The sequence below is a fragment of the Aestuariivirga sp. genome, from assembly GCF_020252405.1.
Taxonomy (GTDB): Bacteria; Pseudomonadota; Alphaproteobacteria; order Rhizobiales; family Aestuariivirgaceae; genus Aestuariivirga.
Window position 1 is genome coordinate 80,708 of the sequence record NZ_JADCDA010000018.1, and the last position, 19,435, is coordinate 100,142.

General features: G+C 64.1%; 18 protein-coding genes. 8 read left to right on the forward strand and 10 right to left on the reverse strand.

The features are described from left to right. Positions 1-3: 3 nt before the first annotated feature. On the reverse strand, positions 4-1,233 hold the full coding sequence (locus tag IOC69_RS04255; protein ID WP_290542289.1) for an extracellular solute-binding protein: 1,230 nt from the start codon (positions 1,231-1,233) through the stop codon (positions 4-6). Positions 1,234-1,381: 148 nt separating this feature from the next. Here IOC69_RS04255 and IOC69_RS04260 point away from each other — a divergent pair, with 148 nt between their 5' ends. Together IOC69_RS04260 and IOC69_RS04265 are read left to right on the forward strand one after the other, a co-directional pair. Further along, positions 1,382-2,317, forward strand: a complete 936-nt coding sequence (locus IOC69_RS04260; RefSeq protein WP_290542290.1) for a helix-turn-helix domain-containing protein — start codon at positions 1,382-1,384, stop codon at positions 2,315-2,317. Positions 2,318-2,389: 72 nt separating this feature from the next. Further along, positions 2,390-3,742 carry an alpha-glucosidase/alpha-galactosidase gene (locus IOC69_RS04265; RefSeq protein WP_290542291.1) on the forward strand — a complete coding sequence of 451 codons (1,353 nt, stop codon included), beginning with the start codon at positions 2,390-2,392 and terminating at the stop codon, positions 3,740-3,742. 273 nt (positions 3,743-4,015) lie between these two features. Here the strand turns inward: IOC69_RS04265 and IOC69_RS04270 are convergent, their stop codons facing one another. The 6 genes from IOC69_RS04270 to IOC69_RS04295 form a co-directional block, all read right to left on the reverse strand. Then, entirely contained in the window at positions 4,016-4,327 is a 312-nt protein-coding gene (locus IOC69_RS04270) for a DUF2160 family membrane protein (RefSeq protein ID WP_290542292.1), read from the reverse strand. Between the two features lie 25 nt (positions 4,328-4,352). Continuing rightward, the gene (locus IOC69_RS04275; protein ID WP_290542293.1) at positions 4,353-5,150 is read right to left on the reverse strand and encodes a carbohydrate ABC transporter permease; all 798 of its coding nucleotides are present in this window, start codon (positions 5,148-5,150) and stop codon (positions 4,353-4,355) included. Between the two features lies 1 nt (position 5,151). Continuing rightward, positions 5,152-6,015: a carbohydrate ABC transporter permease gene (locus tag IOC69_RS04280; RefSeq protein WP_290542294.1), complete on the reverse strand. Its 864-nt coding sequence runs from the start codon at positions 6,013-6,015 to the stop codon at positions 5,152-5,154. After that, complete coding sequence (locus tag IOC69_RS04285; RefSeq protein WP_290542295.1) at positions 6,012-7,085, reverse strand: ABC transporter ATP-binding protein; 1,074 nt, start codon at positions 7,083-7,085, stop codon at positions 6,012-6,014. The genes IOC69_RS04280 and IOC69_RS04285 overlap by 4 nt, the downstream gene beginning before the upstream one ends. Continuing rightward, a complete protein-coding gene (locus IOC69_RS04290; RefSeq protein WP_290542296.1) occupies positions 7,085-8,149 on the reverse strand; it encodes an ABC transporter ATP-binding protein in 1,065 nt (354 codons plus the stop codon). Before IOC69_RS04290 ends, IOC69_RS04285 begins: the two co-directional genes overlap by 1 nt. Before the next feature lie 83 nt (positions 8,150-8,232). Continuing rightward, positions 8,233-9,969, reverse strand: coding sequence for an ABC transporter substrate-binding protein (locus IOC69_RS04295; RefSeq protein WP_290542297.1), 1,737 nt, complete (start codon positions 9,967-9,969; stop codon positions 8,233-8,235). 218 nt (positions 9,970-10,187) lie between these two features. On the opposite strand from IOC69_RS04295, the gene IOC69_RS04300 reads away from it, so the two are divergent. The 3 genes from IOC69_RS04300 to glpK are packed head-to-tail and all read left to right on the forward strand — an operon-like array spanning position 10,188 to position 13,990. Then, a complete protein-coding gene (locus IOC69_RS04300) occupies positions 10,188-10,991 on the forward strand; it encodes a DeoR/GlpR family DNA-binding transcription regulator (RefSeq protein WP_290542338.1) in 804 nt (267 codons plus the stop codon). Continuing rightward, positions 10,988-12,502: a glycerol-3-phosphate dehydrogenase gene (gene glpD / locus IOC69_RS04305; protein ID WP_290542298.1), complete on the forward strand. Its 1,515-nt coding sequence runs from the start codon at positions 10,988-10,990 to the stop codon at positions 12,500-12,502. The genes IOC69_RS04300 and glpD overlap by 4 nt, the downstream gene beginning before the upstream one ends. Before the next feature lie 3 nt (positions 12,503-12,505). Further along, the gene (glpK, locus tag IOC69_RS04310; protein WP_290542299.1) at positions 12,506-13,990 is read left to right on the forward strand and encodes a glycerol kinase GlpK; all 1,485 of its coding nucleotides are present in this window, start codon (positions 12,506-12,508) and stop codon (positions 13,988-13,990) included. Here glpK and IOC69_RS04315 read toward each other — a convergent pair whose 3' ends face one another. From IOC69_RS04315 to IOC69_RS04325, 3 genes are read right to left on the reverse strand one after another with little or no spacing between them, the layout of a single operon-like run. Beyond that, positions 13,991-14,746, reverse strand: coding sequence for an SDR family NAD(P)-dependent oxidoreductase (locus IOC69_RS04315; protein ID WP_290542300.1), 756 nt, complete (start codon positions 14,744-14,746; stop codon positions 13,991-13,993). Positions 14,747-14,749: 3 nt separating this feature from the next. After that, on the reverse strand, positions 14,750-15,400 hold the full coding sequence (locus IOC69_RS04320) for a ChrR family anti-sigma-E factor (RefSeq protein WP_290542301.1): 651 nt from the start codon (positions 15,398-15,400) through the stop codon (positions 14,750-14,752). Next, positions 15,397-15,996: a sigma-70 family RNA polymerase sigma factor gene (locus IOC69_RS04325; RefSeq protein ID WP_290542302.1), complete on the reverse strand. Its 600-nt coding sequence runs from the start codon at positions 15,994-15,996 to the stop codon at positions 15,397-15,399. The genes IOC69_RS04320 and IOC69_RS04325 overlap by 4 nt, the downstream gene beginning before the upstream one ends. 107 nt (positions 15,997-16,103) lie before the next feature. Between IOC69_RS04325 and IOC69_RS04330 the strand changes: the two genes are divergently transcribed. The 3 genes from IOC69_RS04330 to IOC69_RS04340 are packed head-to-tail and all read left to right on the forward strand — an operon-like array spanning position 16,104 to position 19,416. Continuing rightward, a complete protein-coding gene (locus IOC69_RS04330) occupies positions 16,104-17,450 on the forward strand; it encodes an FAD-dependent oxidoreductase (RefSeq protein WP_290542303.1) in 1,347 nt (448 codons plus the stop codon). Continuing rightward, complete coding sequence (locus IOC69_RS04335; RefSeq protein ID WP_290542304.1) at positions 17,450-18,223, forward strand: DUF1365 domain-containing protein; 774 nt, start codon at positions 17,450-17,452, stop codon at positions 18,221-18,223. Before IOC69_RS04330 ends, IOC69_RS04335 begins: the two co-directional genes overlap by 1 nt. Next, positions 18,220-19,416 (forward strand): cyclopropane-fatty-acyl-phospholipid synthase family protein, encoded by a 1,197-nt coding sequence (locus IOC69_RS04340; RefSeq protein ID WP_290542305.1) that lies wholly within the window; start codon positions 18,220-18,222, stop codon positions 19,414-19,416. Before IOC69_RS04335 ends, IOC69_RS04340 begins: the two co-directional genes overlap by 4 nt. Positions 19,417-19,435: the final 19 nt, after the last annotated feature.

The window sequence follows — 19,435 nt, forward strand, 5'->3', positions numbered from 1 at the left end:
TGCTTACTGGGCGTGGACCTTCTGTCGGGTCTTCTCGAGCCTGGCCAGAATTTTGTCGAGGTTCTCCGGTTTCACCATGAATTCCTGGAAACCTTCCATGCCGGCCTTGGCCATGTCGGCCGGTGCGTCACGGTCGAAGAACTGCGCCAGCGCATAGGCGGTGGACAGCATCTCGAAGCCCTGCCTGAGGAAGGGATCGTCACCCACCGACGACGTGTTGTTGGTGGGAAGCTGGCCCAGCGTGGCGTTCATCCTGGTCTGGGCATCCGGCGAGCCGAGATAGGCGAGGAACTTCCTGGCGTCTTCCTTGTTCTTCGCACCCGACGGGATGTGGAAGGTGTCGGTTGGCGCATCCTCGGCGCGCGGAACGCCGGGGGTGATCTCGGGGAACACCATGAAGCCCAGCGTGTCGTTGGTCATGCCGCCGTCCCTGAAGGTGGCCACGGCGAAGTTGCCCATCACATAGTTCGCGGCCTTGCCCTGGGAGAGCAGCGCCGCGGCATCCTGCCAGTCGATGGCGGCGTGGTTCGCGGTGGTGTAGGGCTGGATTTTCGCCCATTCGGCGAAGACCGCCCTCACGCGATCATCCGTCCACGGAATCTTGCCGTTGGCGAGGTCCATGTGGAAGTCATAGCCGTTCACGCGCAGGTTGAGATAATCGAAGATGCCGGCCGCCGGCCACAACGCCTTGGTGCCGGTGGTCAGGCAGTCGATGCCGGCCGCCTTGAATTTTTCGCAGTTCGAAACGAACTCGGCCCAGGTCTTCGGCGCCTCGGCGCCGGCCTTTTTATAGGCCTCCTTGTTGTAGTAGATGCCCCACTGATAATAGGTGTAGGGCACGCCCCACTTCTTGCCGTCGATGGTCATCGAGGTGGCGGCTGACTTCAGCTGGTCGTTGAAGCCATTGGCGGCCCAGACGTCGTCAACGGGTTCGAACAGCCCGGCCTTGACGAAGGGCGCCATGCGGTTGCCCGCATACCAGGCCGCAACGTCCGGCGGGTCGGCGGTGAGGAAGTTGCGGATCGCCGCCTTGTAGCCCTCATGGTCGAAGTTGTTCCACTTCACCTTGATGCCGGGGTTGGCGGCCTCGAAGCCGGCAATCAGCTCCTCCATCGCCTTCTTCGGCGCGGGGTCCGACTGGTCGGAATTGATGACGAGTTCACCGGCCAGCGCTGTGCCGGCGGAAAGGGCCATGGCGAAGCCAAGGCCTGTCAGGCCTTTCAGAATGTTCATGAATGTCCTCCCAATGCCGCCACCATTGGCGGCGAAGCCGTTCTGCATGCGGCGGTTTTTCATGCCGTCATGAATGCTTGACCATGCGCGTGATAATCGGCAAGTTTCTACCGGAACACCCCTCATTCCTTCCGGAATTCTAAGCATCATGCCGAAGCTCACGCGGCGACAGGCCGGTTACCGGGATGAAAGCGTTCCGGCCCATCCGGAGTTGAACCGGGGCCACCCCGTCGTGGTCTTTGGAGATCACCGCTTCTGCGCCGGCTCCACCCAGGAAGTGCGCCCCATGCCGCGTCCGCACATGCACAGCCAGGTGGAACTGAATTTCGTGCTCGGGGGCGCCATGACCTACTGGTTCGACGGGCGGGTGATGGAGCTCACCGCCGGCCGCCTCGCCCTGTTCTGGGGCATGATCCCGCACCAGGTGACGGACTGTTCGGCGGACGCCCGATTCGTCGTGCTCTACGTGCCCATGGCAAGCTTCCTCGAGCTCCCCGCGCTGAGCGAGCTGCGCTCCGCCATCTTCCGCGGGGCTGTCGTCGAGGCGCTCGACGTGAAGTCCTATGACCGCGACATTTTCCAGCAATGGCGCTCTGACCTCCTGCCGGGCGACCCGCAGCTGGAGCAGATCGTCAGGATTGAACTCTCCGCCCGCATTCAGCGGCTGGAGCGCGAAGGCTGGCGCGATCTGCGCGAACTCGCCCACCGCAATCCGCAGGCCGGGCACCTGGGCCATGACCATGACCGCGCGGTGAAGGTGGAGAAGATGGCGCAGTTCATCGGCGAGCGTGCGCTGGAGGATATCTCGGCCGATGACGTGGCGCGCGCCGTGGGGCTTCACCCCAACTATGCCATGTCGCTGTTCAAGCGTGGCGTGGGACTCACCATCAAGCAGGCCATCACCCGCCACCGGCTGGACATGGCGCAGTCGATGCTCATCGCCACCGGCCTCTCGGTCGCCACCATCGCCTTCGACTGCGGCTTCAACTCCCTGTCGAGCTTCTACACCGCCTTCGCCCAGCGCTTCCGCCAGAGCCCCGCCGCCTTCCGCGAGGCTTATGAACGCATCACCAGGCCAGCCTGACCTTATGATTTCGGAAACATTCGGCGCTGGCCGCGATTGATTTCGGGCCTGAGCGGACACAGTCTCCGCCCCATGGCAAACGCACCCCGCATCGCCTTCATCGGCGCCGGCTCCACCGTCTTCATGAAGAACATCGTGGGTGACATTCTCATGCGCCCGGCGCTGGCGAACGCCACCATCGCGCTGATGGACATCGACCCGCAGCGCCTGGCCCAGTCGGAACGCGTGGCGCGCAAGATCATCCGCTCGCTGGGCGTGAAGGCTGAAGTCGAAACCCATGCCAGCCAGCGCCGCGCGCTGGAGAATGCCGATTTCGTCATCGTCGCCTTCCAGATCGGCGGCTATGAGCCCTGCACGGTGACGGACTTCGAGGCGCCGAAGCGCTTCGGCCTGCGCCAGACCATCGCCGATACGCTGGGCGTTGGCGGCATCATGCGCGGGCTTCGCACCGTGCCGCACCTCTGGAGGGTCTGCGAGGACATGCTGGCCGTCTGCCCCAACGCCATCATGCTGCAATATGTGAACCCCATGGCCATCAACACCTGGGCCATTGCGGAGAAATATCCGCTGGTCCGCCAGGTGGGCCTTTGCCATTCGGTGCAGGGCACGGCCTGGGAACTGGCGCGCGACCTCGGGATTCCGGTGGAGGATATCCGCTACCGCGCCGCCGGCATCAACCATATGGCATTCTTCCTCGCCTTCGAGCACAAACAAAAGGATGGCGGCTACCGCAACCTCTATCCCGATCTGCTCCAGGGTTACGAGGACGGCCGCTTCCCCAAGCCGTCGCACTGGAACCCGCGCTGCCCCAACAAGGTGCGCTATGAGATGCTGAAGCGGCTGGGCTATTTCGTCACCGAAAGTTCGGAGCACTTCGCCGAATACACGCCCTACTTCATCAAGCAGGGCCGGGACGACCTGATCGAACGCTTCGGCATCCCGCTTGACGAATATCCGAAGCGCTGCATCGAGCAGGCGGCGCGCTGGTCAGCCGAGGCGGAGGAATTGCTCACGGCGAAAACCATCCAGGTCGAAGCCTCGCACGAATATGCCTCCTCGATCCTCAATTCCGTATGGACGGGCGAGCCCTCGGTGATCTATGGCAACCTGCGCAACAACGGCTGCATCACGTCATTGCCCGCAAATTGCGCGGCGGAAGCGCCCTGCCTCGTCGATGCCAGCGGCATCCAGCCCACCCACATCGGCGCCCTTCCGCCCCAGCTCACGGCGCTGATCCGCACCAATATCAACGTTCAGGAACTCACCGTCGCGGCACTGATGGAAGAAAAGCGCGAGCACGTCTACCACGCCGCCATGCTGGACCCGCACACCGCAGCCGAACTCGACCTTGACCAGATCTGGCAGCTGGTCGATGACCTCATCGCGGCCCATGGCGCCTGGCTGCCGGAGTGGCTCCGGCGCTGAGGCGGCGGGCCGCCGCTCCGAAGCCCGGCCGCTTGCGATCGGCGATCATGTCGCCCCCGTCGGCCCAATCGTCACGGATCGTGGCTTCCTTCCCGCAGTCTGTCCGTCCACCTGCCGGACGTCATGAACCTCCCGGATTGCATTCGTGTCAGCTGTCAGCGCATGTTCCGGTCTGGTGGACTCACCTGACCGGAACATGCGCCAGATCAAAAGCCTGACCATGATCTTGTCGCAAGAGCCGTTCCACTTTTGCGGATCATGCTTTAGGCCGGGTCACACCCAGCGGAAGACCACAACTGCCCAGATCATGGCGGCGGCAAGCGCGCCCCACAGGGGCGTTCCGAAGAAGGCCAGCCAGCCGAGAAAGATGAAAGCCGTTCCCAGATGCGTCATGAACAGGCGGTCGCCGCGCGTCGTCTCAAGCTGGAAGATGCCGCGCCGCGGAGAGCCGCCCGGCGAGACATATTCCCACACGCCCATGGCCAGGATCGAGCCGAAGAGGTAGAGGAAGAAGGCGATGGTCACCCGGTTCCACGCCATCCAGCTTCCCAGCGGCTGCTGCCACCACTCGGCCGAGAACATCATTGGCGTTTCCATCCTGAGGCCCTTCTCACACGCGGCCCAGGGCAAAGCCCTTGGCGATATAGTTGCGGACGAAATAGATGACGATCGCGCCGGGGATGATGGTGAGCACGCCCGCCGCCGCCAGCAGCCCCAGCTCATATCCGGACGTGCTGGCCGTCTTCGTCATGACGGCGACGATCGGCTTGGCGGCCACGGAGGTGAGGTTCTTCGCAAGCAGCATCTCCACCCAGGAGAACATGAAACAGAAGAAGGCCGCAACGCCGATGCCGGCCGAGATGGTGGGAAGGAATATCCTGACGAAGAAGGACGGGAATGAGTAGCCGTCGACATAGGCTGTCTCGTCGAGCTCCTTCGGCACGCCGGACATGAAGCCCTCGAGGATCCACACGGCGAGGGGAATGTTGAAGAGCGTGTGCGCCAGCGCCACGGCCCAGGGCGTGTCGAACAGGCCGACGGCGGAGTAGAGGTTGACAAAGGGAAGGACGAAGACCGCCGCGGGCGCCATGCGGTTGGAGAGCAGCCAGAAGAACAGATGCTTGTCGCCGAGGAAGCGGTAGCGCGAGAAGGCATAGGCCGCGGGAAGCGCTATCGCCACCGAGAGCACCGTGTTGATGACGACATAGGTGATCGAGTTGATGTAGGCGTTGTACCAGGTGGGATCGGTGAAGATCGTGCGGTAGCTGTCAAGCGTGAAGTCGCGCGGGAAGGCGCTGAACCCGCCAAGAATTTCGTTCGTCGTCTTGAACGACATGTTGAGCAGCCAGTAGATCGGCAGCATGAGGAAGACGATGTAGAGCGTCAGGACGATGTGGCGCTTGCGCATCTTACCTCGCCTCCTCGCGCATCATCAGCGTATAGAACAGCCAGCTGAGGAACAGGATGATGAGGAAGTAGACGATCGAGAAGGCCGCCGCGGGCCCAAGGTCGAAACCGCCCAAAGCCTTCTGGACGAGGTCGATCGAGAGGAACTTCGTGGTGCTGCCGGGCCCGCCGCCCGTCAGCACGATCACTTCGGTGTAGATCATGAAGGAATCCATGAAGCGGAGCAGGACAGCGATCGTCAGCACATGTTTCAGCTTCGGCAGCTGGATGTGGCGGAACACCGCCCAGGGCCCGGCGCCGTCGACCTTCGCCGCCTGGTAATAGGCGTCCGGAATGGCGACAAGGCCGGCGTAGCAGAGCAGCAGGACCAGCGATGTCCAGTGCCAAACGTCCATCAGCACGACGGTGAACCACGCGGATATGGGTTGCCGCGTGTAGTTGAACGGAATGCCGAGGGCGTTGATGCCCTTGCCGAGAAGGCCGATGTCCGGGAGCGCCATGATGTTCCACATGGAGCCGACCACGTTCCACGGCACGAGAAGCGGCAAAGCCACGAGAACGAGGCAGACAGACACCCACGGCCCCTGGCGCGGCATGCACAGCGCAATGGCGAGGCCCAGGGGAATTTCAATCAGCAGCACAAGGCCCGTGAAGACGAGCTGGCGCCGGAGCGAGGCATGGAACTCCCCGTCGTGGAGGATCTGTTCGAACCATGTCGTGCCCGACCAGAAGAACTCGTTGTTGCCGAAGGTTTCCTGGATCGAATAGTTGACGACGGTCATCAGCGGCACAAGGGCGTTGAAGGCCACCATCAGGAACACCGGCAGAACGAGCCACCAGGCCTTGTTGTTGACGGTCTTGTTCATCGATGCGCACCCGCCATCCAGCCGTCCTCGTAAACCTGGGTGTGCGCGGGATCGAAAGACAGGAAGGTGCTGCCGCGCGGCGCCTCGCCGCCTTCCTTCAGCAGCAGCTTGACGGTGTGGCCGTGGCTGCGGGTCTCGACGATGCGGTAGCGGCCGGCGTCGGACACCCTCACCACTTCCGCCGGAATTCCGGAGGAGGCGATCGACACGAATTCGGGCCTGACGCCCAGCTCGGTCCGGCCGCGGCTGTTTGCCGCTCCGATATTGGCCGCGTCCACCGGCGTTCCGCCGAACACCGCCTTTCCGCCGCGCACTTCGCAGGGCAGAACGTTCATTCCGGGAGAGCCGATGAAGTGGCCCACGAAAGTGTGCTGCGGACGCTCGAAAAGCTCCACGGGCGTTCCCGCCTGCACCACCTCGCCGAGATTCATCACGACAACCTGGTCGGCGAAAGTGAGGGCCTCGGTCTGGTCGTGCGTCACGTAGATCATGGTGCGCCTGGTGCGCAGGTGAAGCTCCTTGAGCTTGGAGCGCAACTGCCACTTGAGATGCGGATCGATCACCGTCAGCGGCTCGTCGAACATGATCACGTTCACATCCGGCCGGACCAGCCCGCGGCCCAGCGATATTTTTTGTTTGCCGTCCGCCGTCAAGCCCGATGCGCGCTTGTGAAGCGTCTTCGTGAGCTCCAGCATCCCGGCGACCTCGCCGACGCGCGACGCGATCTCGGCCTCGGGCACGCCGCGGTTGCGCAGCGGGAAGGCCAGATTGTCGAAAACCGTCATGGTGTCGTAGATGACCGGAAACTGGAACACCTGCGCGATGTTGCGGGCCTCGGGCGAGCTGCGCGAAACGTCCCGCCCGTCGAACAGGATTTTGCCCGCGGTCGGCGTCAGAAGGCCGGAGATGAGGTTGAGAAGCGTGGTCTTGCCGCAGCCCGATGGCCCCAGCAGCGCGTAGGCGCCGCCATCCTGCCAGGTGATGGTGAGACGCTTGAGGGCATAGTCCTCATCGGTCTGCGGATTGGCGGAGTATGAGTGGCGCAGGTTTTCGAGGCGGATTTCGGCCATCAGGACACGCGCTCGCCATTGGCTGCGAAGAACAATCCGCGGTCGATATCGACGTGCAGCCTGGCGTGCGCGCCAACCTCGAAGGGGTGAATGCCGTGCGACTGCGACACCCACGTCGCGCCGCCGACATCGAGATGGATGACGCTCTCCGACCCGGACAGCTCGGTGACCAGCACGCGGCCCTCGAGTTCGCCGGCCGGCGCTTCCGGCGGCAGCGGCGTCACATGGTGAGGGCGAATTCCCAGAATGTAGCGCCCGTCGCTTAAGGAACGCGCCGACGATCCCGCGGGCCACACCTTCCCGCCGAGCAGCTGAAGCTGAGAACCCCGCTTTTCGACCGGCGTCATGTTGATGGGCGGGTCGGAGAAGACCTGCGCGGACACAAGGTCTTTCGGCTCGCGATAGACCGAGGAGGTGGGCCCGAACTGGGTGACGCGGCCCTCATGCAGCGTCGCCGTGCCGCCGCCGAACAGCAGCGCCTCTACGGGTTCCGTGGTGGCGTAGACGACGATGGCATTGCGGCCGGCAAAGAGCCTCGGCAATTCGTCGCGCAGTTCCTCGCGCAGCTTGTAGTCGAGATTGGCGAGAGGCTCGTCGAGCAGGATCAGGTCCGAGTCCTTGACGATGGCGCGCGCGATGGCGGTGCGCTGTTGCTGACCGCCCGAGAGCTCCGAGGGCCGCCGCTTCAGCATGGGGCGCAGCCGAAGCAGGTCGGCGGCGGCCATGACGCGGCGGTCGATTTCGGCCTTGCTCATGGCGGCCACTTTCAGCGGCGAGGCGATGTTGTCATAAACCGTGAAGTTCGGGTAGTTGATGAATTGCTGATAGACCATCGAGACGTTGCGCTTCTGAACGGCGACATGCGTCACGTCCCTGCCGTTGAACCTGATCTGTCCCGACGTCGGCTGCTGGATGCCGGCCATGATCTGCATGAGCGTGGTCTTGCCGGACAAAGTGGTGCCCAGCAGCACGTTGAACGAGCCCTGCGGCAGCACGAGCGACGTCGGATGGATATGCGTGTCCGCGCCGACGCGCTTGGCGATCTCGATGAGTTCAAGGGCCATGAAGATCCGATCGGCAATAGGAACCTGGGGCAAGCCCCGACAAGGCTGGAGCGCGGGATTTCTCCCGCGCTCCACTGTTCCGGTTATTCCTGCCAGCGCTTGACGATTTCCTCATAAGCAATGGTCTGGCCGGGCTCCTTCTCGTTGGCGAGCTTTGCCTTCGGGCCATCGGGCCGGCCAAGCCAGTAGGACGGATCCTTCGGCTCCGAGAGACGCGGGCCGCATCCGCCATAGGTCTTGTTGGCCTTGTCCGCGGCTTCCATGCGGGCCATCACCTGCTCCATTTCGCCAGCGAGGCGGTCCATGGCCTCCTGCGGCGTGAAGGCGCCGGAGTTCACATCGCCGATCTGCTGCCACCAGAGCTGGGCGAGCTTCGGATAATCCGGCACGTTGATGCCGGTGGGCGACCAGCGCACGCGGTCGGGCGAGCGGTAGAACTCGACCAGTCCGCCCAGCTTCGGCGCACGGTCCGTGAAGGACTGGTGGCGCACCGTGCTGTCGCGGATGAAGGTGAGACCGACCTGGCTCTTCTTCACGTCGACCGTTTTCGACACCGCGAACTGCGCATAGAGCCACGCAGCCTTGGCGCGGTCGGCCGGCGTCGACTTCAGGATGGTCCAGGAGCCCACGTCCTGATAGCCGACCTTCTGTCCATCCTTATAATAGGGTCCGTGCGGCGAGGGGGCCATGCGCCACAGCGGCATGCCCTGGTCATCCACCGTGTTGTTGCCCTCCGACTTCGGCGCCACCATGGAGGCGGTGAAGGCCGTGTACCAGAAGATCTGCTGCGCAACGTTGCCCTGCGCGAGTGCCGGAAGCGACTGGTAGAAGTCGTAGTCGGCCGCCCCCGGAGGCGCGTATTTGCGCAGCCATTCATCCCACTTCGCAATGGCATAGACCGAGGCCGGGCCGTTGGTCTCGCCGCCGCGCGACACGGAGGCGCCGGAGGGGTTGCACGAGCCCTTCTCCATGCGGATGCCCCACTCGTCGATCGGCACGCCGTTGGGCTCGCCCTGGCTGCCGGCGCCGGCCATCGACAACCACGCGTCGGTCATGCGCCAGCCCAGGTCCGGCGCGCGCTTGCCGTAATCCATGTGGCCATAGATCTTGACGCCGTCGATCTCCTTCACGTCGTTGCTGAAGAACTCGGCGATGTCCTCGTAGGCCGACCAGTTGACCGGCACGCCGAGTTCGTAGCCATACTTGGCCTTGAATTTTTCCTTGATCTCGGGACGGTCGAACCAGTCTTTCCGGAACCAATAGAGGTTGGCGAATTGCTGGTCCGGAAGCTGATAAAGCCGTCCGTCCGGTCCGGTGGTGAACTTCGTGCCGATGAAGTCGGCGAGGTCAAGACCGGGGTTGGTCACGTCCTTCCAGTCGCCGGCCATCATGTCGGAGAGATTATAGGTCTGCTGCAGGCGGGAGTGCGTGCCGATCAGGTCCGAGTCGTTGACATAACCGTCATACAGGTTGCGGTTTGTCTGCATCTGAGTCTGGACGGCCTGCACCACTTCGCCCTCTCCGAGGATCTGGTGGTTCACCTTGATGCCGGTGATTTCCTCGAAGGCCTTGGCCAGAACCTTCGATTCATAGTCATGCGTCGGGATGCCCTCCGACAGCACGTTGATCTCCATGCCCTTGAAGGGTTCGGCGGCCTTGATGAACCATTGCATCTCCTTCAGCTGGTCGTCCTTGGACAGCGTGGAGGGCTGGAACTCGGAATCGATCCATTTCTTGGCGGCGTCGACGTCGGCAAATGCAGGACTTGCAACCGCCATCAGCGCCATGGCGGCGGCTGAGGCGAGATATTTCAGTCTCATGGTGGGTCCTCCCTTGATTGGCGCCTGTTGTTTGGCGCCTGCGGCAAACTATCATGTGAAAACAAATGAAGGTCAACCGGCAAAATTCGAACTATGCTGCGCTGCAATATTGCGCTAAACGAAAAAAAGTGAAATCATTCTCGACGCAAGCAATCGATCCCCTCTCCGCCGGGGACAGAGGCCGGCAGACAACGAAAGGCCCATACAGCGAAACGCCCATGGAGAACCTCAGTCCTCGCCAGCACCAGATTCTTGCGCTGTCACGGCAAGTTGGCAGTGTCGCGGTGGAGGATTTGGCGCATCGTTTCGAGGTCACGCCGCAGACCATCCGCAAGGACCTGAACGAACTCTGCGACTTGAGGTTGCTTGCCCGCACGCATGGCGGCGCGATTCTGACGTCGGGCGTCGAGAACCTCGCTTACGAGGCGCGTCGTCTGATGGCCGCCACCGAAAAGGTGGTGATCGGCCGTCACGCCGCGGGCCTCATTCCCAACAACTGCTCGCTGTTTATCAACATCGGCACGACGACCGAGGAGGTGGCCCGCGCCCTCATCCTGCATGAGGGGCTGCTGGTCATCACCAACAACATCCATGTCGCCACCATGCTGATGCCGCGCCCGAAGATCGAGGTGATCTTGGCAGGCGGGGTGCTGCGCCGGAGCGATGGCGGCATCGTCGGCGAGGCGGCGGCCGACTTCATTACGCAGTTCAAGGTGGATCACGCGGTGATCGGCGCCTCCGCCCTCGACGAAGATGGCGCAATGCTGGACTTCGACTACCGCGAGGTGCGGGTTGCCAAGGCCATCATGCAGAACGCCCGCAACGTCATGCTGGTGGCGGACGCCACGAAGTTCACGCGCACGGCGCCGGTGCGCATCGGGCAGCTGTCGGACGTCGATGTGTTTGTGACGGACAGGGCTCCGCCCGAGCCCGCCGCCGCCTATTGCGGGGACAACGGCGTGCGCCTCGAAATTGCCCATGAACACGCTTTGAGTGACATCACGAGGGACGCCGCCGAATGACCTATGACCTCTTTGTTATCGGCGGCGGCGTGAACGGCTGCGGCATCGCGCGTGATGCGTCGGGGCGCGGGCTCAAGGTCTTCCTCGCCGAGCAGGGTGACCTTGCATCGGGCACCTCCAGCGCCTCGACCAAGCTCATTCACGGCGGGCTGCGCTATCTGGAGCATTATGAGTTCCGCCTGGTGCGCGAGGCGCTGATCGAGCGCGAAGTGCTGCTGAAGGCGGCGCCGCATATCATCTGGCCTCTCCGTTTCGTACTGCCCTGTCACAGTGGCCTGCGCCCCTGGCCCATCCTGCGCATGGGCCTGTTCCTCTACGATCACCTCGGCGGCCGCAGGATCCTGCCCGGCACGCGCGGCGTGAACCTGCGCACCGACGTCACGGGTGAGCCGCTGAAGGACCAGTATGTGCGCGGCTTCGAATACTCCGATTGCTGGGTGGAGGACGCGCGCCTCGTCGTCCTCAATGCGCGCGACGCGCAGGCCAGGGGTGCGGTGATCCGCACCCGCACCAAATGCATCTCCGCGCGCCGGGTGGAGAGCGCCTGGGAGATGACGGTCGAAACCGCTGACGGCCATGTGGAGACGGTGCGCGCCAGGGCGCTGATCAATTCCGCGGGCCCCTGGGTCAGCGAAGTGCTGGGCGCGGTCGTCGGCCGCAACGACCCGGACAAGATCCGCATGGTGAAGGGCAGTCACCTCGTCGTCGAGAAACTCTACAACCATGACCGCTGCTATATCTTCCAGAACGCCGACGGCCGCATCTGTTTCGCCATTCCCTATGAGCGCGACTTCACGCTCATCGGCACGACAGACGAGGATCACAGGGGCGACCCCGGCAAACCCCACATCACTGACGCCGAGTCGGATTATCTGCTCGGAGCGGTCAGCGAATATTTCAGGAAGCCCGTGACCAGGGAGATGGTCCGCTGGTCCTATTCCGGCATCCGCCCGCTCTATGACGACGGCGCCTCCAAGGCGCAGGAGGCGACGCGCGACTATGTGCTGAAGCTCGATTGCCCGGAGGGCGGCGCTCCGCTGCTCTCGGTCTTCGGCGGCAAGATCACCACCTTCCGCCGCCTCTCGGAACACGCCATCGAAAAGATCCAGCCCTTTTTCCCCCAGATGGGCGGGCCCTGGACGCGTGATGCCGCGCTTCCCGGCGGGGACTTCGGCCATGACCGGGTGGAGCAGCATATCGCGGCACTCTCGGCGGAATATCCCTTTCTCGACAAGGTCACCGTGCGCCGCCTGTTCAAGGCCTATGGCACGGATGCCGCGCGCCTGCTTGGCGATGCGCGCTCCGCGTCCGACATGGGCCAGAGCTTCGGCCCCATCAGCGAGCGTGAGATCGACTGGCTGCGCGACAAGGAATGGGCGCGCAATGCCGATGACGTGCTGTGGCGGCGCTCCAAGCTCGGCCTGCACACCACGAAGGCGCAGCAGGAGGCCTTGCGCACCTATATGGCGTCGGCCAATGCGGTGCAGGACCTCAAGCGGGCGGGAGGCTGAATCATGGCGGACGTGATCCTCGCGATCGACCAGGGCACAACCTCGTCCCGCGCCATCGTCTTCGATGCGAAGCTGAAACCCGTCGCCATCGGCCAGCAGGAGTTCCGGCAGTTCTATCCGAAGTCCGGCTGGGTTGAGCACGATGCGGAGGAGATCTGGTCCTCCGTCATCGCCACCTGCAAGTCCGCGCTGCGCAAGTCGAAGGTGGAAGCGGCGGCGGTGAGGGCCATCGGCATCACCAACCAGCGCGAAACGGTGGTGATCTGGAACCGCCGCACCGGCAAACCCATCCACAAGGCCATCGTCTGGCAGGACCGGCGCACGTCGGATTTCTGCGCAACGCTGAAGTCGAAGGGTCTTGAGCCTCTGTTCAGCCAGAAGACGGGTCTGCTGCTCGACCCCTATTTCTCCGGCACCAAGATCCGCTGGCTTCTCGACAATGTGAAAGGCGCGCGCGCCAGGGCGGAAGCGGGCGAGCTTGCCTTCGGCACCATCGACTGCTTCCTCATCTGGCGCCTCACCGGCGGGCGCGTCCATGCGACGGACGCAACCAACGCCTCCCGAACGCTGCTCTACAACATTCACACGGGCGACTGGGACGCGGAGCTGCTGCGCCTCCTTGATATCCCGAAAAATCTTCTGCCGGAAGTAAAGGACTGCGCGGCTGACTTCGGCGCCACCGATCCGGCCCTGTTTGGTGCCGCGGTGCCGATCCGCGGCGTGGCCGGCGACCAGCAGGCCGCCACCATCGGGCAGGCCTGCTTCGAACCCGGCATGATGAAGGCCACCTATGGAACCGGCTGCTTCGCGTTGCTCAACACGGGCGGCACGGCCGTGCTGTCGCGCAACCGGCTGCTCACCACCATCGCCTATCAGCTTGACGGCAAGCGAACCTACGCGCTCGAAGGCGCCATCTTCATCGCAGGCGCTGCGGTGCAGTGGCTGCGTGACGGGCTGAAACTGGTGAAAACCGCGGGCGAGACCGGCAAGCTGGCGCGGCAGGCGGACCCCAACCAGCAGGTCTATCTCGTGCCGGCTTTTGTGGGCCTCGGCGCTCCTTACTGGAATGCCGAGGCGCGCGGCGCCATCTTCGGACTGACCCGCGCCACCACGGCGAGGGAACTGGCCCGGGCAACGCTCGAATCGGTCTGCTACCAGACGCGCGACCTGCTGGAGGCGATGCGCAAGGACATCGGCCACGCGCAGAGCACCATCCTGCGAGTCGATGGCGGCATGTCCGCCTCGGACTGGACCATGCAGCAGCTCGCCGACATGCTCGATGCGCCGGTTGACCGTCCGCCAATCCTCGAGACCACGGCATTGGGGGCGGCCTATCTCGCCGGACTGAAGGTGGGCATGTTCCCCGAGCCTGCGCGCTTTGCCAAATCCTGGAAAAAGCAGAAGCGCTTCACGCCGAAAATGAAGCCGGCGGAACGCGACGCGAAATACGCGGGCTGGCAGGACGCCATCCGCAAGCTCCTCGCCTGATCACGCCGCCTTCAGCACGAAGCGCGTGATGAACCGGAAAAACAGCGGATAGGGCAATGCCCGGAGGATGCGCAGGATGACCACGAAGCGGCGGGGATAGGCAATCTCGAAACGGCCCTCCGCCAGGCCTGCGATGGTGCGGCGAGCCGCCTCGTCCGGCTGCATCAGGAAGGGCATGTCGAAGTCGTTCTGCGCTGTCAGCGGGGTTGCCACAAAGCCGGGGTTGATGACGCTGATGCGCACTCCCTTCAGCTTCATCTCCGGTGCGAGGCATTCCGCAAGATTGATAAGCGCCGCTTTGGTCGGCCCATAGGCCGCCGCCTTGGGCAAGCCCATGAAACCCGCAACCGAGGCAATCCACGAAATCTGCCCCTTCCCCCGCGCCATCATGCGTGGCGCCACGGCGGCCAGACAGTTGACCACGCCGATATAGTTCGTCTCCATGGTATGGGCGAATAGTTTCGGATCGATACTGTCGATCGCGACCGGCGCGTAAGTGCCGGCCCCAAACACCACAAGGTCAATCGGCCCCAGTTCGGACTCGATACGGCCAGCGGCGGCCGCGCAGGCGTCTGCATCGGTCACGTCTAACGGTATCGGTACGACACCAGTTCCGAAACCGCCCAGCTTCTCGGCCGAGCGGGCTGATGCCGCGACCTTCACGCCCGCCGCCATGAGCTGCAGCACAATCTCCCGGCCGATGCCGGTGGACGCGCCGGTGACCCAGGCCGTCTTCCAGGGCAGCGCCTGCGCCACGCCTCAGATACCCACGAAGGGCTGCAGCAGGCGGGCGGCGAGGGACTTGAAGCGGGTGGGGCGCTCGGTGGCAACGAGGCAGATGCAGTCGCCGTCCCGCTCCACGACGGGGCGATGTTCGATCTCCTCGTCGAGGTCGGCAACGTCGCCCGCGGCGAAGCGGCCCATATGGTCAACATAGGCGCCCTTCAGCACCATGGTGATTTCCTCGCCGCCATGGCCATGCTCCGGCATGGCGCGCCCGGCGCCGATGCGCAACAGACGCAGCCGGCCCTGGGCGGAGGACCCGAGCTTCACCTCGAAAATCGCCACGCCGGGCGCCTTCGTCTTCCAGCCAAGCTCATCGAGGCTGGACACGGGCAGCAGGCCGGCCAATGGCCGCGGCACCGCCGCACGCGGCGCGGGAACCGGCAGGCGGTAGAGCCCCGCCTGCTCCAGCGCGGCGAAGGTGCGGTTGCGGCAGTCATCGGACACCGCCTCGACGCCGGCGCCTTCCAGAAATTCGCCGCCCAAAGCCTCAGCCGCGCGCATTCCACTGCGGCAGGCCGGGCAGACGGCGACATGCGCGGTCGCCACCACCGAAAAGGCCTCGCCGAGGGTGCCCGCCGCATAAGCAAGAAGCGTGCTGTCATCGAGATGATGGTTCGGTATCAAAGTCCGGTCTCCAGAATGCGGCGCAGGCGCCCATAAGCCAGGCGCATGCGCGATTTCACGGTTCCGAGAGGGATCGCCAATTTCGAGGCGATCTCGCTCTGCGGCAGCTCTTCCACAAAGGACAGGACAAGGATCTGCCGCTGCTCCTCGGGGATTTCCTGCAGGGCCCGGGCGACGAGCCCGTTCTCCTGCTTGCGGCCCAGCAGCTCCTCGCCCTCCGGCGCCTCCGACGGCTCGTCATAGTCGCCGAGTTCCGTCGTTGGCATATGCACATCGCGCCGGACCCTGTCGATGCGCAGGTTCCGGGCGATGGTGAAGACCCATGTCGTCACCGAGCCCTTGGACGGCTCGTAAAGCGCCGCCTTGGTCCACACCGCGATCATCGCGTCCTGCGCCAGATCCTCGGCCAGCTCGGCGGAGGTGTTCTTGCGCATCATGAAACTTTTGAGGCGGGGCGCGAAATGATCGAAAAGCTGGCCAAAGGCCTGCCGGTCGCGATTTTGCGCCACCCTTGTGATCAGCGAGCGGAACAGCGATTCGAGCCGCTGTTTCTCCTCGTCCTTACGCCTGTCTGCCAGTTCCATGACGGCATACATAGCACAATCCCCTGTTTGTCGAGGTTACGCTTTCATGCTAGCGGCGGATCACCTGATCCGTGCCCGTGGACGGGGCGTAGCGGAACCTAACAAGGAACAGGCCCAACGTGAAACCCCGCCACATCGCCGTCGTCGGATCCGGAATTTCAGGCCTGTCGGCGGCCTGGCTTCTGTCGCGGACCAACCGGGTCACCCTAATCGAGGCCGATGCCCGGCCAGGCGGCCACTCCAACACGGTGGACTGCGAGGTCCACGGCATTGACGTGTCGGTCGATACCGGCTTCATCGTCTACAATCCTCCGGCCTACCCCAACCTGACCGCGCTGTTTGCCCGGCTTAAGGTGCCTACAGTTCCCTCGAACATGAGTTTCGCCGTGTCCATGGGCGGCGGCGCTTATGAATATGCAGGCTCCGGCCTGTCCCAGCTCGTCGGTCAGCCGAAGAACCTGCTTGACCCCGGCCACTGGCGGATGATGCGCGACATTCCGCGCTTCTTCAAAACCGCGCTCGACCGGCTCCCGGCCCTTTCGGATGACGTGACGCTTGGCCAGTTCCTGAAGGCGGAGGGTTATTCCGACTGTTTCCGCGACCGGCATCTGCTGCCCATGGCCGGCGCCATCTGGTCCGCGGCGCCTGGCGCCATGTGCGATTATCCGGCGCGCGCCTTCATCCGCTTCTTCGAAAATCACGGACTGCTGCGGATCAAGAACCGGCCGCAGTGGCGCACCGTCAGGGGCGGCTCGCGCGAATATGTCTCCCGGATCATCCGCGATGGCGCCTTCGAAACAAGGCTCCGCACCCCCATCGCCGCCATCCGCCGCGGCCGCGCTGGTGTGACGCTGCGGGCCGTCAACGGCGAGGAACAGGCCTTCGATGACGTAGTGCTGGCCTGCCACGCCGACCAGGCGCTCGCCATGCTGTCGGACGCCTCGCCGGAGGAACGCCGCCTGCTGTCCTGCTTCCGCTATTCGCAGAACCGCGCGGTATTGCACCTTGACCAGCGGTTCATGCCGAAGCGCCGCCGCCTGTGGTCCAGCTGGAACTATCTCTCCGGCCTGCCGCCCCATGGCGCTGCCGCGAGTTCCGTCACCTACTGGATGAACAGGCTGCAGCCGCTTGCCGTCGATGTGCCGGTCTTCGTCAGCCTCAATCCGCTCGCCGAGCCGGATCTATCCAAGGTGCTTGGCGAGTTCGACTATGCGCATCCGGTCTTCGATCCGGCCGCCATGGCCGCCCAGCGCGAGATGTGGACGATCCAGGGCGCGCAGCACACGTGGTTCTGCGGCGCCTATATGGGATCGGGCTTCCACGAGGACGGCATCCAGGCGGGCCTCGCGGTGGCGGAGAGCCTCGGCTGCCTGAAGCGCCCGTGGTCGGTCGCCAATGAATCCGGCCGCATTCACCCCGGGCCCCAGGACCCGCGGTCGCCGGCCATTCAGGCGCCTGCCGCGTAATGGCCGAAAGCTGCCTCTATCACGGCGAAGTGGTGCACCGGCGGTTGAACCCGCTGCGCCACGAGCTGCGCTACCGGGTTTTCAACCTTCTGGCTGACGTCGACGGGCTTGACGCCATGTCGCGCCGCCTCAGGCTCTTCAGTTACAATCGCCTCAACCTCTTCTCCATCATGGACCGCAACCATGGCCCGGGTGACGGAACCCCGGTGCGCGATCATGCCTGGGCGCTGGTGCGCGCGGCGGATGGCGGAGACAAGGTGCGCCGCATCTTCATGTTCTGCTATCCGAGCGTGCTCGGCTATGTGTTCAATCCGCTCACCGTCTATTATGGCCTCGATGGCGAAGACCGGCTGCGGCTGATGATTTATGAAGTGAACAACACCTTCGGCGGGCGCCATTCCTATGTGCTGCCGGTGGGTGACGGTCTGGCCCGCACCGCGCCCAAGCATTTCTTCGTCTCGCCCTTCAACGCGGTCGAGGGCCGCTACACCTTCAACTTCACCGCGCCGGAAGAAAAGATGGCGCTGGGCGTGGCGCTCAGCGTCGGCGGCAAGCCGGTGCTCAAGGCCTATGTCAGCGGCAGCCGGAAGCCTTTGACGGACGGCAATCTGCTCCGCTCCTTCCTCGGCATTCCGCTCCTGACGCTGAAGGTGACGGGGGCCATTCACCTTCACGCCTTGAAACTCCTGTGGAAGGGCCTCAAACTCCATCGGCGGCCCGCCGGCCCGAACCACACCGTCGATTACCTTCCCGAGGTCCGTTCCCAGCCATGACCACCGAGACACTGCATGCCCGAGAGAGCCTGATCGGAAAGGCGATTGCCGCCGCCGGCCGGCGCATGATGCCGCGTGACCTCGCGGGCGGCCTGACGCTGACGCTGCCCTCGGGCCGCCAGCACCGCATCGGCTTCCAGAAGCCCGGCATTCACTGCGACCTCACGCTGCGCAGCTACCGCCCGGTGTTTTCAGCCATGCGGCGCGGTGCCATCGGTTTTGCCGAAAGCGTCATGCTGGGTGACATCGACAGCACCGACATCACCGCCGTGCTGCGCTTCTACCTGCGGAACCGTGACGCGCTGAACCGCGCGGGCAAGTCCGTTTTCTTCAAGAGCCTGGGCGATCGTCTGTTTCATATGCTGCGCCAGAATACGCGCGCCGGCGCCCGCCGCAACATCAGCGCCCACTATGATCTCGGCAACGACTTCTACAAGCTCTGGCTCGACCCGACCATGAGCTACTCCTCGGGCTTTTTCGGCGCCGGAGCGGAGACGCTGGAGCAGAGCCAGGCCGCAAAATACCGGCTGGTGATCGATGCGCTTGGTCTCAAGGACCGGTCGGACATTCTTGAGATCGGTTGCGGCTGGGGCGGCTTCGCCGAGGTTGCGGCGGATTGCGGACACCGCGTCACCGGTCTCACCATCTCGCGCGAGCAGCTGGACTATGCGCGCGCGCGGCTGGGCGGGCGCGCCGAGATCCGCTTCCAGGACTACCGCGACACGCCGGAGCAGTTTGACGCCATCGCCTCGATCGAAATGATCGAGGCCGTGGGCGAGGCGAACTGGCCGACCTATTTCAAGGTTCTGCATGACCGGCTGAAGCCGGGCGCCGCGGCTGCCGTGCAGGCCATCACCATCGACGAGACCCTGTTCGACGGCTATCGCCGCAAGGCGGACTTCATTCAGCGCTACATCTTTCCGGGCGGCATGCTGCCGCCGAAGCGCATCCTTTCCGAGCAGGCGAGGCGCGCCGGGCTGGGCTTCGACGCCTTCAAGCTCTTCGGGCAGGATTATGCCCGGACGCTGGTGCTGTGGCGCGAGCGTTTCGAGGCCGCCTGGCCCGCCATCGCAAGACTGGGTTTCGACGAAAAATTCCGCCGCCGCTGGTGCTACTACCTCTCTTATTGCGAGGCGGGCTTCCGTGAGGGCTCGATCGACGTCGGCATCTACCGTTTCCGGCGGGCCGGGTGATCGGCTTGCATCGGTTCAG

Excerpts from the sequence above, each read along its gene's own strand:
- IOC69_RS04255 (WP_290542289.1), bottom strand. The coding sequence starts at position 1,233 with ATGAACATTCTGAAAGGCCTGACAGGCCTTGGCTTCGCCATGGCCCTT.
- IOC69_RS04260 (WP_290542290.1), top strand. The coding sequence starts at position 1,382 with ATGCCGAAGCTCACGCGGCGACAGGCCGGTTACCGGGATGAAAGCGTT.
- IOC69_RS04265 (WP_290542291.1), top strand. The coding sequence starts at position 2,390 with ATGGCAAACGCACCCCGCATCGCCTTCATCGGCGCCGGCTCCACCGTC.
- IOC69_RS04270 (WP_290542292.1), bottom strand. The coding sequence starts at position 4,327 with ATGATGTTCTCGGCCGAGTGGTGGCAGCAGCCGCTGGGAAGCTGGATG.
- IOC69_RS04275 (WP_290542293.1), bottom strand. The coding sequence starts at position 5,150 with ATGCGCAAGCGCCACATCGTCCTGACGCTCTACATCGTCTTCCTCATG.
- IOC69_RS04280 (WP_290542294.1), bottom strand. The coding sequence starts at position 6,015 with ATGAACAAGACCGTCAACAACAAGGCCTGGTGGCTCGTTCTGCCGGTG.
- IOC69_RS04285 (WP_290542295.1), bottom strand. The coding sequence starts at position 7,085 with ATGGCCGAAATCCGCCTCGAAAACCTGCGCCACTCATACTCCGCCAAT.
- IOC69_RS04290 (WP_290542296.1), bottom strand. The coding sequence starts at position 8,149 with ATGGCCCTTGAACTCATCGAGATCGCCAAGCGCGTCGGCGCGGACACG.
- IOC69_RS04295 (WP_290542297.1), bottom strand. The coding sequence starts at position 9,969 with ATGAGACTGAAATATCTCGCCTCAGCCGCCGCCATGGCGCTGATGGCG.
- IOC69_RS04300 (WP_290542338.1), top strand. The coding sequence starts at position 10,188 with ATGGAGAACCTCAGTCCTCGCCAGCACCAGATTCTTGCGCTGTCACGG.
- glpD (WP_290542298.1), top strand. The coding sequence starts at position 10,988 with ATGACCTATGACCTCTTTGTTATCGGCGGCGGCGTGAACGGCTGCGGC.
- glpK (WP_290542299.1), top strand. The coding sequence starts at position 12,506 with ATGGCGGACGTGATCCTCGCGATCGACCAGGGCACAACCTCGTCCCGC.
- IOC69_RS04325 (WP_290542302.1), bottom strand. The coding sequence starts at position 15,996 with ATGTATGCCGTCATGGAACTGGCAGACAGGCGTAAGGACGAGGAGAAA.
- IOC69_RS04335 (WP_290542304.1), top strand. The coding sequence starts at position 17,450 with ATGGCCGAAAGCTGCCTCTATCACGGCGAAGTGGTGCACCGGCGGTTG.
- IOC69_RS04340 (WP_290542305.1), top strand. The coding sequence starts at position 18,220 with ATGACCACCGAGACACTGCATGCCCGAGAGAGCCTGATCGGAAAGGCG.